Consider the following 13,310-nt stretch of genomic DNA (forward strand, 5'->3'; position numbering starts at 1 on the left):
TAAAATGAATATTTTTCTTAGTTTTTATAAAAATTAAGCATATGTTTTTTATTAACTAAATGCTTTATAAATTTGTGAATTCGTGGCATTAATTTGTATTTTGCCATAGATTGATAAAAACTCTCTTTTGAAGAAAAAAAAACCTAATAAATTAAAGATTTTAAATGATCCTATTTATGGATTTATCCAAATACCAAATTCTTTAATTTTTGATATTATAGAACATCCTTATTTTCAACGATTAAGAAGAATTACTCAAATGGGTTTTTCTAATTTAGTATATCCCGGTGCAAATCATACTCGATTCCATCATGCTATTGGCTGTATGCATTTAATGCAAAAAGCTGTACAAGTTTTACGCTTTAAACAAGTAGATATTTCTGAGGATGAAGAAAACGCATTGTATATTGCAATTTTATTACATGATATTGGACACGGGGCTTTTTCTCATGCATTAGAACATAGTATTGTAGATGGAATTTCTCATGAAGAAATTTCATTAAAATTTATGAGAAAGTTGAATGATGAGTTTGATAAAAAACTCTCATTAGCAATAACAATTTTTGAAGGGAAAAATCCTAGAAAATTCCTCTACCAGCTTATTTCCAGTCAGTTAGATATTGATAGATTAGACTATTTAAAAAGAGATAGTTTTTACACTGGAGTTACCGAAGGAAATATTTCATCTGATAGATTAATTGCAATGATGAACGTTATAAACGATGAATTGGTAATTGAACAAAAAGGAATTTATTCTGTAGAAAAATTCTTAATTGCAAGAAGATTAATGTATTGGCAAGTATATTTACATAAAACTGGCTTAGTAGCAGAAAATATGTTAGTAAAAGTACTTAAAAGGGCTAAAGAATTAGCTGAAAAAGGAGAAAAACTATTTTCGAGTACATCGCTCAACTATTTTTTAAGTACTAAAATTTCTAAAACCAATTTTAATGATAAAACATTAGAAATGTTCTCTAAATTAGATGATTATGATGTGCTATTATCTATTAAAGAATGGACACATCATCAAGATAAGGTGTTGTCATTATTGTCAAAAATGATTGTAAATAGAAAACTATTTAGAATTGAAATTCAAAATAATAAATTTGATAAACAATACATTTCAAAAAAAACAGATACAATATCAGAAAGATTCGGTTTAAATAAAACTGAAAGCAGTTTTTTTGTTTTTTCCGATATCATCATAAACCAAGCATACAATTCAAATAAACCAATATATATCTTAAATAAAAAAGGAAAAATTGAAGATATAGTAAATGCTTCAGACCAATTAAATCTTCAGGCACTTACAAATCCTGTTATAAAGCATTTTATTTGTTATCCAAAGTAAAATGATATTAGTCAAATCACTATAAATTTTATATTTTTGCGATTAATGAAATTTACAGCGCAGCAAATAGCAGACATTTTAGAAGGCGATATTGTAGGAAATCCTAATGAAGAAGTTTCTAAACTGTCTAAAATAGAAGAAGGAGAAAAAGGATCTTTAACCTTTTTATCAAATCCAAAATACAATCCCTATTTATACACAACAACTGCTTCTATAGTTATTGTTAATAAATCTTTTCAGCTAGAAAAAGAAACTTCTACAACCCTTATAAAAGTTGATGATGCTTACAAATCTTTTTCAAAATTATTAGAATTTTATAACGAAGTAAAGAATAACAAAATAGGTATTGAGCAACCAAATTTTGTTTCGGGTTCTGCTAAAATAGGCGATGGTATATACTTAGGCGCATTTTCTTATATAGGAGAAAATGTGGTAATTGGTAATAATGTTAAAATCTACCCTAATTCATTTATAGGGGATAATACAGTTATTGGTAATAATTGTGTGATTTTTTCTGGAGTAAAAATATATTCAGAAACACAAATTGGTAATCATTGTAAAATACATTCTGGTGTAATAATTGGCTCAGATGGTTTTGGTTTTGCACCAGATGAAAACGGTGAATATAATGCTATTCCTCAAATTGGAAATGTTATTATAGAAGACCATGTAGATATTGGATCTTCTTCAACTATTGATAGAGCTACATTAGGTTCAACTATTATAAGACAAGGAGTTAAACTTGACAATCAAATTCAAATAGCTCATAATGTGGAAATTGGAAAGAATACTGTTATTGCTGCTCAAACAGGAATTGCTGGTTCAACTAAAATAGGAGAAAATTGCATGATTGGTGGGCAAGTAGGGATTGTTGGTCACTTAACAATTGGTAACAACGTTCGTATTCAGGCTCAATCTGGTATTACCAAAAATTTAAAAGATAATGACCTTGTGCAAGGTACTCCTGCATTTGGTTATTCTGATTTTAATAAAAGCTATGTTTATTTTAGAAATTTGCCTAAAATGGTATCAAAACTAAATGATATAGAAAAAGAATTGAAGACTCAAAAATCAACCATAAATGAGTAAGAAACAAAAAACAATACAAAAAGAAGTTAGTTTATCTGGTGTTGGAATTCACACTGGAAACACAGTTAATATGACAATTAAACCTGCTCCTGTAAATCACGGATTTGCTTTTAGCAGAATAGATTTAGAAGGCTCTCCAACTATAGAAGCTAAGGCAGAATATGTTGTAAACACACAAAGAGGAACTAATTTAGAGAAAAATGGCGTTCAAATTCAAACTTCAGAACATGTTTTAGCTGCTGCAGTAGGTTTAGATATCGATAATTTATTGATAGAAATAGACTCTTCTGAACCACCAATTATGGATGGTTCTTCAAAATATTTTGTAGAAGCATTAGAGAAAGCTGGTGTAGAAGAACAAGATGCTGATATTGAAGAGTACGTTGTTAAAGAAATTATTTCGTACAAAGATGAAGTAACTGGTAGTGAGATAATTTTAATGCCTTCTGATGAATATCAGGTTACAGCAATGGTAGATTTCGGAACTAAAATTTTAGGTACTCAAAATGCTAATTTAGAAAAGATTTCTGATTTTAAAGAGGAAATAGCTGCTGCAAGAACATTTAGCTTTCTTCATGAAATAGAAATGCTTTTAGAAAACGATTTAATAAAAGGAGGTGATTTAAACAATGCCATTGTATATGTTGATAAGGAATTATCAGGGACAACAATGGAAAAACTAAAAAAAGCCTTTAAAAAAGACGATATCACTGTTAAACCAAACGGTATTTTAGATAATCTTACATTGCATTGGGCAAATGAAGCAGCAAGACACAAACTTCTTGATGTTATTGGAGATTTAGCTCTAGTAGGTACAAGAATAAAAGGTAAAGTCATTGCAAATAAACCCGGACATTTGGTAAATACTGTTTTTGCTAAAAAATTAGCAAAAATTATCAAACAAGAAAAAAGAAACAATGTTCCTCAATACGATTTAAATCAAATACCATTAATGGATATTCATCAAATTATGGATATTCTACCTCATAGACCACCATTTTTATTAATTGATAGAATATTAGAACTTTCTGATAAGCATGTTGTGGGAATGAAAAATGTTACGATGAACGAAAATTTCTTTGTTGGGCATTTTCCTGGAGCTCCAGTTATGCCAGGGGTTTTACAAGTTGAAGCAATGGCACAGTGTGGAGGAGTTTTAGTGTTAAGTACGGTTCCAGACCCTGAAAACTATCTTACATATTTCATGAAAATGGATAATGTTAAGTTCAAACAAAAGGTTTTACCGGGAGATACAATTATATTTAAGGCTGAATTAATTACACCTATTCGAAGAGGAATTTGCCACATGCAAGCCTATGCTTATGCAAATGGAAAATTAGTTGCAGAAGCTGAATTGATGGCACAAATTTCTAAAATAAAATAAGATAAATATGAATCAACCATTAGCATACGTTCATCCACAAGCTAAAATTGCTCGTAATGTTGTAATAGAACCTTTTACAACAATTCACAACAACGTCAAAATTGGTTCCGGAACTTGGATAGGTTCGAACGTAACAATAATGGAAGGTGCAAGAATAGGTAAAAATTGTAGAATTTTTCCTGGAGCTGTAATTTCTGCTATACCTCAAGATTTAAAATTTGATGACGAAGAAACTACTGTAGAAATTGGCGACAATGTTACTATTAGAGAATGCGTTACTATTAATAGGGGAACTAATGATAGAATGAAAACCAAAATAGGAAACAATTGCTTAATTATGGCTTATTGTCATATTGCTCATGATTCTTTTGTTGGTGATAATTGTATTTTTTCTAATAATTCAACTTTAGCAGGACATGTTACTATTGGTGATAATGTAGTTTTAGCGGGTATGGTGGCTGTACATCAATTTGCGTCTGTAGGTAAACATGCGTTTGTTACTGGTGGTTCATTAGTTAGAAAAGATGTTCCTCCTTATGTAAAGGCTGCAAGGGAGCCTTTATCTTATGTAGGAATCAATTCTGTAGGATTAAGAAGAAGAGGGTTTACCACTGAGAAAATAAGAGAAATTCAAAATATATTCAGAATATTATTTCAAAAAAATTATAATAATTCACAAGCGATAGAAATCATTGAAGCAGAAATGGAAGCAACACCAGAGCGAGATGAAATAATTCAGTTTATAAAAGATTCGCACCGAGGAATTATGAAAGGATATTATAAAGCTAATTAAAAACAAGAATGGCAACAACATCAGATATTAGAAACGGATTGTGTATTAGATACAATAATGATATTTATAAAATTGTAGAATTTTTACATGTAAAACCAGGTAAAGGTCCTGCTTTTGTTAGAACAAAATTAAAAAGTGTAACTAATGGAAAAGTAGTAGATAATACTTTTCCTGCGGGTAGAAAAATTGATGATGTTAGGGTAGAAACTCACAAGTTTCAATACTTATATAATGATGGAGATACTTACCATTTTATGAATGAGCAAGATTACTCTCAAATTCAATTGCAAAAAACAGCCTTGGATGTTCCTGAATTGATGAAAGAAGGAGAAGTTGTTACCATTATTATTAATTCTGAAGATGATATGCCTTTATCTGTTGAGATGCCAGCAAGTGTTATCTTAGAAGTAAGTCATACAGAACCTGGAGTTAAAGGAAATACTGCAACAAACGCCACAAAACCTGCTACAGTAGAAACAGGAGCGAGAATTAATGTGCCTTTATTTATTAATGAAGGAGATAAAATTAAAGTAGAAACTACTAAAGGTACTTATCAAGAACGTATCAAAGACTAATTGTTCATGGCAACTAAAACCAGAGAGGAGATTAATCAGACTGAAAAAGACTACTGGAATGAAGGTAAGCTAGACAGAACAAAGATTAAAAAACTTCGCAGGCATGCTTTTTACTATTCTTACAAAAGAGAAAAGAAAATTTTAAAAAAACTTTTAAAAGATTTTAACGGTAAAGATGTTTTAGAAATTGGTTCTTACACATGGGCAGCTTGGTTTAATAAAGACACAAAACCAAAAAGTTTAACTTGCATAAATATTTCTGAGGTTGAGTTAGAAAATGGAAAACTTCATGCGGCAAAACAACCTTTTCAAATTAGCCATCATTTAATGGATGCTAATGCATTAACTTTTGATGACAATTCTTTTGATGTAGTTTTTGGTGGTGCAATATTACATCATTTAGACATAGAAAAATCTATTGAACACATTCATAGAGTGTTAAAACCAGGAGGAAAAGTAGTATTCCTAGAACCACTAAACATGAACCCTTTGTATAAGATTTATAGAAAGTTGAATCCACAAGAGAGAACTCCAGATGAACATGCTTTAGTTTCTAAAGATTTTAAAATTATTCGTAATAAATTTACTTTCAATCACTATTTTTTCGATTTCTTTTCTGTTGCTTTTGGGTTCATTTCTTTAAAAATTTTTGGAGATAAAAACTACGACAATTGGATTAATAAATTAGGTTATAATTTAGATGTATTTTTCTCTAAAATACCTTTTCTCTACGTATTATTTGCAAGAGTTATAATTTACGGAAGTAATAAAAAATAAATATGAAATTTAAATTCCCTCAAACTCTAAGTGGAATAGCTGACATTCTTAATGTTAATTTTATTGGTGATAAAAATTTTGAAATTTTAGGAATTAATGAAATTCATGTTGTAGAAAAAGGTGATATTGTTTTTGTAGATCATCCAAAATATTATGATAAAGCTTTAAATTCTGCTGCTACTACTATATTAATTAACAAAGAAGTAGATTGCCCAGAAGGAAAATCATTATTGATTTCTGACGATCCATTTCGTGATTTTAATAAATTAACCATACATTTTAACCCTTTTATTGCATCGATAGTTAGTATTTCTGATTCAGCAATTATAGGAAAAAACACCATAATTCAACCTAATGTTTTTATTGGAAATGATGTAAAAATTGGTCGAAATTGTATTATACACCCAAACGTGTCAATTTATGATAATGCTGTGATAGGAGACAATGTTACCATTCATGCAAATACAGTTTTAGGAGCTGATGCATTTTATTATAAAAATAGACCTACAGGTTACGATAAATTAATTTCTGGAGGTAGAGTTGTTATAGAAGACAATGTAGATATTGGTGCGTCTTGTACTATAGATAAAGGTGTTTCGGGTAGTACTACAATAGGAAAAGGAACAAAAATTGACAATCAAGTTCACGTGGGTCATGACACCATTATTGGTAAGAAATGTTTAATTGCATCTCAAACAGGAATTGCTGGATGTGTTATCATAGAAGATGAAGTTACAATTTGGGGACAAGTTGGAACAAATAGTGGTATTACAATTGGAAAAGGTGCAGTAATTTTAGGTCAAACTGGGGTTACAAAATCTGTTGTTGGTGGGAAAAGTTATTTTGGAACTCCTATATCGGAATCGAGAGAAAAGTTAAAAGAATTAGCAGAAATAAAACGTTTCTTAAAAGAAAGAAAAAATACTGAGTAAATTTTAACTTATTATAAGGATTAATATTAATATAATTATTAGGTTTTCTTTTTTAAAAAGCAAACAAAGAACTATTTTTGCATCACTAAATTAAAAAAAATCAAACCATGAGTGTTTTAGTAAATAAAAATTCAAATATAATTGTACAAGGTTTTACTGGTAGTGAAGGAACATTTCACGCTGGACAAATGATTGATTATGGAACCAACGTTGTTGGGGGAGTTACTCCAGGAAAAGGAGGTCAAGAGCACTTAGGTAAACCAGTTTTTAACACTGTTGTAGAAGCTGTAGAAAAAGTACAAGCAGATACATCTATTATATTTGTACCCCCAGCTTTTGCCGCTGATGCCATCATGGAATCTGCAGATGCTGGAATAAAAGTAATTATTTGTATTACTGAAGGAATACCTACTTCAGATATGGTAAAAGTAAAAGCATACATCGCAGATAAGGATTGCACATTAGTTGGTCCTAACTGTCCGGGAGTTATTACTCCAGATGAAGCTAAAGTAGGTATTATGCCAGGTTTTATCTTTAAAAAAGGAAAAGTAGGTATAGTTTCTAAATCGGGTACACTAACTTATGAAGCAGCAGATCAAGTAGTAAAACAAGGTTTTGGTATTACAACTGCAATTGGAATTGGAGGAGACCCAATCATTGGAACTACTACTAAAGAAGCGGTTGAATTGTTAATGAATGATGATGAAACTGAAGCTATTGTTATGATTGGTGAAATAGGTGGAAATCTAGAAGCTGAAGCAGCAAAATGGATTAAAGCAGATGGTAATAGAAAACCAGTTGTTGGGTTTATTGCTGGACAAACAGCACCAGCTGGAAGAACAATGGGGCATGCTGGAGCAATTGTTGGTGGTGCTGATGATACTGCACAAGCGAAAATGAAGATTTTAGCTGAAAATGGAGTTCATGTAGTTAGTTCTCCTGCTAAAATTGGTGAAATGGTGGCTAGTGTTTTAAATTAAATCTACAATTTATAATATTTCTTATTACAAAAGAACTCGTAAAGTATTTATGCTTTGCGAGTTTTTTATTTTATTATCTTTGGAGCCTTAAATACAACTAAACAATATGAAATTATTAGAAAACAAATCAGCTATTATTACCGGTGCTACTAGAGGTATTGGGCGTGGTATAGCTATTGAATTTGCTAAACAAGGAGCCAATGTTGCTTTTACCTATAGTTCTTCTGTTGATGCAGCAAATGCTTTAGAAGAAGAATTAAAAGCATTAGGTGTTTCTGCAAAAGGATATCAATCTAACGCTGCAAATTTTGATGCTGCTCAAGAATTAGCTAAAGATGTTTTAAAAGAATTTGGATCAATTGATATTTTAGTAAACAATGCAGGTATTACTAAAGACAACCTGTTAATGCGTATCACAGAAGAAGATTTTGATAAAGTAATAGAAGTTAATTTAAAATCTGTATTTAATTTAACAAAAGCAGTAATTCGCCCTATGATGAAACAAAGAGGTGGTTCTATTATTAATATGAGCTCTGTTGTTGGTTTAAAAGGAAATGCTGGTCAAACTAATTATGCAGCTTCAAAAGCAGGAATTGTAGGTTTTTCAAAATCTGTCGCTTTAGAGTTAGGGTCTAGAAACATTAGAAGCAATGTTGTTGCTCCTGGTTTTATAGAAACAGAAATGACTGCTAAATTAGATGAAGCTACTGTACAAAGTTGGAGGGATGGAATTCCTTTAAAAAGAGGAGGGCAACCCGAAGATATAGCAAATGCTTGTGTTTTCTTAGGCTCTGATATGAGTGCTTATATTACTGGCCAAACTTTGTCTGTTGATGGAGGTATGTTAACTTAAAAGTATCTTAAAATATAATTTAATTAATAACCTGTAACAATTAATCGTTGCAGGTTTTTTATTTTTTAATAGTTCTTTATATCTTCACAATAAATAAAAAACCTTTGCAAATAGTCAGTATTTTTTATATCATTATTGCTTTCTTATTAAGTGTTTTTGTTGGATATTTTCAATATTTTTATAAAGTAAAAAAAACTCCAAGAATTCATATTTTTCTTTCTATTATAAAATCACTTGCACTTTTTTTTCTTTTTTTATTACTTATTAATCCAACATTAAAAAGTGTAGAATTTGAAAACACAAAACCTGTTTTAATTATTTTGGTTGATAATTCTAAATCAATTTCCTTTTTTAAGGAAGAAAATAATGTCAGAGATGTTTTAACGTTTTTAAAAGAGAATAGTAAGCTTAACAGAAAATTTGATGTCAAAGAATTTTACTTTGGAAAAACTATAAAAAGTGAAGATAGTTTAACTTTCACTAAAAGTAATACTAATATTTTTAATGCTATTCATGAATCTAAAGTATTGTATAGAAATCGAATTTCGCCAATTGTTATGCTTACTGATGGTAATCAAACTATAGGGAATGATTATCAGTTTACTATAGCAAAACAAGGTATTTATCCTTTAGTATTTGGAGACACTTCGTTATATAAAGATTTAATTATAAAACAGTTAAATGTTAATAAGTATAGTTTTGTTAAAAATAAATTTCCAGTTGAAGTAATTCTTAACTATGATGGGAAAGAAACTGTTAATACTAAGTTTAAAATTTCTAAAAATGGAAAAGTTGTTTTTAGAAAAAGAATTCAATTTTCAGCAAATGAAAATTCTAAAGTTATAACTACACATTTAACATCCACTAAAGAAGGCTTACAATATTATAAAGCTTCGGTTGATAAAGTTAATGGAGAAAAAAACATAAAAAACAACTCTAAAAATTTTTCAATAGAAGTTATAGATGAACAAACAAAAGTATTAATACTCTCTTCATTTTTACATCCTGATTTAGGGGGCTTAAAAAAAGCAATAGAGCAAAATAAACAGCGCTCAGTAGATATTATAAATATTAACGAATTTAAAAAAGATTTAAATGGTTATCAGCTTATTATTTTGTATCAACCTACAGTTAAGTTCAATAATGTTATCAATGATATAAAACAAGAAAACCTTAATTATTTTTTGATTTCTGGAACTAATACGGATTGGAGCTTTATCAACAGAAAAAGACTTGGTTTTTCCAAACAATTTATCAACAAACTAGAACTATTTGCTGCAAAACATAATAATGGGTTTCTAACTTTTTCTCAGAAAAATATTGGTTTTGAACAATTTACTCCATTAAAAGACAAGTTTGGAGAAATCTCAATTAAAAAAGAACATCAAAACTTATTATATCAAAATATTAATGGATTACTAACGGAACAACCATTACTTTCAACTTTTGAAGAAAACAATCAAAAAACTGCAATTCTATTTGGAGAAGGAATATGGAAATGGAGAAGTAATACCTTTTTAAATACTAGTTCATTTCAAGATTTTGATGAATTTATAGGAAGTTTAGTACAATATTTGGCTACTAATAAAAAAAGAAATCGCTTAGAAGTTAATGTAGAAAATTTATATCCTGCAAATGCAATTATTTCTATTTCTGCCTTCTATACAGATAAGAACTATAAGTTTGATTCAAGAGCTTCGTTAGAAATCTCCATCACCAATACGGTTACCAAAAAGGGTGTTAAATTGCCTTTTTCATTGGCAAACAATTCTTATCAAGCAGAAATAGAGAATCTTCCATCTGGAGATTATGTTTACAAAGTAACTGTTTTAAATCAAAAAATAAATAGTTTCGGAAAATTTAAGATTACTGATTATCAAATAGAAGAACAGTTTACAAATGCGAATACAAATAAGCTGCAAAAATTAGCGGATAAATCGAATGGTAAACTTTTTTACAAAAATCAAAAAGAGGAACTGTTAAATGAGTTATTAGATAATAAAGCTTATTATACTATACAAAAATCGATTACAAAAGAAAGACAATTAATAGATTGGAAATGGATTTTATTCATTATAATCTTTCTATTTACTTCTGAATGGTTTACAAGAAAGTATTTTGGTAAAATTTAATTAAAATGCATCTTTTATTTAAATTTATAATCAAATAAGTAAAAATGGAACATCATCACCACCATCATGCACATCAGCATCATTCTTCAACAGAAAATATTAGTGCTGCTTTTTTTCTTAATTTATTTTTTACTATTGTAGAGTTTATAGGAGGGGTATATACAAATAGTCTAGCTATAACTTCTGATGCAATTCATGATTTAGGAGATACTATAAGTTTAGGAATGGCATGGTATTTTCAAAAATTATCTAACAAAAAAGCAACTAAAACTTATTCTTATGGTTTTAAAAGGTTCTCATTATTAGGAGCTATTATAAATTCTATAATTCTTTTCATTGGTTCAATTTTTATTATTATCGAATCTATTCCGAGAATTATATTGCCAGAACATTCCGATGCAAAAGGTATGATGTGGTTTGCAATTTTAGGTATTATTGTTAACGGTGCTGCAGTTTTAAAACTGAGAAAAGGAACGTCTATTAATGAGAGAGTTGTATCCTTACACATGCTAGAAGATGTTTTAGGTTGGACTGTTGTGTTAATTGGAAGTATAGTCATGCAATTTTATGACATTCCTGTTTTAGATCCTGTTTTATCTCTATTGATAGCAGCATTTATTCTTTATAATGTGTTTAAAAATGGTAGAGAAAGTATAAGAATTATTTTGCAAGGTACACCTGTAAAAGTTTCTTCTGATGAAGTTCGCAAGCAAATTTTGCAAATAGAAGATGTGAAAAGCATACACGATTGTCATCTTTGGACTATGGATGGAGAGTATAATATTTTAACAATGCATTTAATTGTTGATGAGTCTCTTTCCTGGAAAGAAGGGAAAGCTCTAAAAGACAAAATTAGAAGCCTTTTGCATGATAATTTTAGTTTTGAACATGTTACACTAGAATTAGAAATAAAAACAGAAGATTGTGACTATATCAATTGTGTTTGAAGAACATAAGTTGTAAATTTGAAATAAATTAAAAAACTTTAAAAATGGCAAATAATCAAGTAGATATAAAGTTTCCTAAAGGAGGTGTGTTTTTTATTGTAGTTGCAGTAGCTTTATTAATATTATTCTCAAAATCAACAGTTACTATTGGTCCTGGTGAAGGTGGAGTAGTTTTTGAACGTTTTGGTGATGGTATAAATACAGAGAAAACTTATGGAGAAGGTTTTCAAATAGTAGCTCCATGGAATGAAATGATTATACGTAAAGTGCGTCAGCAATCGGTTTCTGATGAAATGAATGTACTTTCTGTAAACGGATTAGAAGTAAAAGTAAGTGGAACGGTATGGTATGAACCTGAATTTTCGAATCTAGGTTTATTAATTAAAACTAAAGGTGAAGATTATGAACGTGAATTGTTAGATCCTGCAATTAATGCAGCAGCAAGAAGTGTTTTTGGACGTTATACTCCAGAACAATTGTATTCTAGTAAGCGTGATGTAATTGAACAAGAAATTTTAGATGAAGTTCAAAAATTATTGAAAGACCAATATTTAATGGTAAAAAGAGTTTTAGTTAAAGACGTTAAATTACCACCTACAATTAGAACAGCAATTGAAACTAAATTAAAACAAGAACAAGAATCTTTAGAATACGAATTTAGAATTGCTAAAGCTAAAAAAGAAGCTGAAAGACAAAGAATTGATGCTGAAGGTAAAGCAACTGCAAATAAAATTTTAAGTGCTTCTTTAACTGATAAAATTCTACAAGAAAAAGGTATTGAAGCTACTTTGAAATTATCTGAATCTAATAATAGTAAAGTAATAGTTATTGGTTCTGGTAAAAACGGAATGCCTATTATTTTAGGAAATCAATAAAACAGAATCTAAATAGAAATGAAAAAATCCAGCTTTTGCTGGATTTTTTCATTTCTACAAATCATCAGAGAAATCACCATCATGTTTACCCTTAGAAAACTTTTTTGCATTAAATTCCATGGATTTTCCTTTAGGGATTGTTAAACTTTTCCATCCACGTCCTTTTATCATTTTGCCTATTTGCACTATTTGTCCAATGTGATATGAATAATGTGCTAACTGTCTATTAATTGCTTCAATTATCGTGTGTTCCTGATTTCTAATATAAATAGTTGTATTAAAATTTTCTTCATTTATTGAGTTTAGTGCTTCAAAAAAACATTGCCAACCATCATTCCATTTTTCAAGAAGTTCTTCTTTGTTTTTTATGACGGATTCAAATTCCAAATCTCTATTTCTCCATTCTTTCTCTCCATCAGAAGTTAAAAAATTTGTCCACCTTGAATTCATATTTCCATAAAGATGGTTAACAATTATTGCTACAGAGTTAGAGGCTTCATTAAACCGCCAAAACAATTCTTTTTCTTCAAGTTGTTTAAAGGTTTTTTCTCCAACTGATTTATAATATTTGAATTGTGTTTTGACATTCATTAAGTAATTTATTTCCATATTTAAAGATATC

Annotated in this window: 13 protein-coding genes; 12 read left to right on the forward strand and 1 reads right to left on the reverse strand. The window is 29.3% G+C overall.

Annotation, left to right across the window (positions count from 1 at the left end):
- The first annotated feature begins 127 nt into the window (after positions 1-127).
- The 12 genes from DIS07_RS13055 to DIS07_RS13110 all read left to right on the forward strand — a co-directional run bounded on the left by DIS07_RS13055 (position 128) and on the right by DIS07_RS13110 (position 12,688).
- Complete coding sequence (locus DIS07_RS13055; protein WP_109405701.1) at positions 128-1,351, forward strand: HD domain-containing protein; 1,224 nt, start codon at positions 128-130, stop codon at positions 1,349-1,351.
- 45 nt (positions 1,352-1,396) lie between these two features.
- The gene (gene lpxD, locus DIS07_RS13060; RefSeq protein ID WP_109405702.1) at positions 1,397-2,440 is read left to right on the forward strand and encodes a UDP-3-O-(3-hydroxymyristoyl)glucosamine N-acyltransferase; all 1,044 of its coding nucleotides are present in this window, start codon (positions 1,397-1,399) and stop codon (positions 2,438-2,440) included.
- Complete coding sequence (locus DIS07_RS13065) at positions 2,433-3,824, forward strand: bifunctional UDP-3-O-[3-hydroxymyristoyl] N-acetylglucosamine deacetylase/3-hydroxyacyl-ACP dehydratase (RefSeq protein WP_109405703.1); 1,392 nt, start codon at positions 2,433-2,435, stop codon at positions 3,822-3,824. Before lpxD ends, DIS07_RS13065 begins: the two co-directional genes overlap by 8 nt.
- A gap of 7 nt (positions 3,825-3,831) precedes the next feature.
- Positions 3,832-4,617 carry an acyl-ACP--UDP-N-acetylglucosamine O-acyltransferase gene (lpxA, locus tag DIS07_RS13070; RefSeq protein WP_109405704.1) on the forward strand — a complete coding sequence of 262 codons (786 nt, stop codon included), beginning with the start codon at positions 3,832-3,834 and terminating at the stop codon, positions 4,615-4,617.
- An 8-nt stretch (positions 4,618-4,625) separates the two neighbouring features.
- Positions 4,626-5,192: an elongation factor P gene (gene efp / locus DIS07_RS13075; protein WP_109405705.1), complete on the forward strand. Its 567-nt coding sequence runs from the start codon at positions 4,626-4,628 to the stop codon at positions 5,190-5,192.
- A gap of 6 nt (positions 5,193-5,198) precedes the next feature.
- Positions 5,199-5,969, forward strand: a complete 771-nt coding sequence (locus tag DIS07_RS13080; RefSeq protein WP_109405706.1) for a class I SAM-dependent methyltransferase — start codon at positions 5,199-5,201, stop codon at positions 5,967-5,969.
- A 2-nt stretch (positions 5,970-5,971) separates the two neighbouring features.
- On the forward strand, positions 5,972-6,901 hold the full coding sequence (locus DIS07_RS13085; RefSeq protein WP_109405707.1) for a UDP-3-O-(3-hydroxymyristoyl)glucosamine N-acyltransferase: 930 nt from the start codon (positions 5,972-5,974) through the stop codon (positions 6,899-6,901).
- A gap of 107 nt (positions 6,902-7,008) precedes the next feature.
- Positions 7,009-7,881: a succinate--CoA ligase subunit alpha gene (sucD, locus tag DIS07_RS13090; RefSeq protein WP_109405708.1), complete on the forward strand. Its 873-nt coding sequence runs from the start codon at positions 7,009-7,011 to the stop codon at positions 7,879-7,881.
- Between the two features lie 106 nt (positions 7,882-7,987).
- On the forward strand, positions 7,988-8,734 hold the full coding sequence (gene fabG / locus DIS07_RS13095; protein WP_109405709.1) for a 3-oxoacyl-[acyl-carrier-protein] reductase: 747 nt from the start codon (positions 7,988-7,990) through the stop codon (positions 8,732-8,734).
- Between the two features lie 104 nt (positions 8,735-8,838).
- Positions 8,839-10,866, forward strand: a complete 2,028-nt coding sequence (locus DIS07_RS13100; protein WP_235869148.1) for a VWA domain-containing protein — start codon at positions 8,839-8,841, stop codon at positions 10,864-10,866.
- 44 nt (positions 10,867-10,910) lie between these two features.
- Complete coding sequence (locus tag DIS07_RS13105; RefSeq protein ID WP_109405710.1) at positions 10,911-11,813, forward strand: cation diffusion facilitator family transporter; 903 nt, start codon at positions 10,911-10,913, stop codon at positions 11,811-11,813.
- A gap of 44 nt (positions 11,814-11,857) precedes the next feature.
- Complete coding sequence (locus tag DIS07_RS13110; protein WP_109405711.1) at positions 11,858-12,688, forward strand: prohibitin family protein; 831 nt, start codon at positions 11,858-11,860, stop codon at positions 12,686-12,688.
- Between the two features lie 54 nt (positions 12,689-12,742).
- On the opposite strand, the gene DIS07_RS13115 is transcribed toward DIS07_RS13110, so the two are convergent.
- Positions 12,743-13,279, reverse strand: coding sequence for a DUF1572 family protein (locus tag DIS07_RS13115; protein ID WP_235869149.1), 537 nt, complete (start codon positions 13,277-13,279; stop codon positions 12,743-12,745).
- Between the last annotated feature and the right edge of the window lie 31 nt (positions 13,280-13,310).

The sequence above is a fragment of the Polaribacter aquimarinus genome, from assembly GCF_003129485.1.
Taxonomy (GTDB): Bacteria; Bacteroidota; Bacteroidia; order Flavobacteriales; family Flavobacteriaceae; genus Polaribacter; species Polaribacter aquimarinus.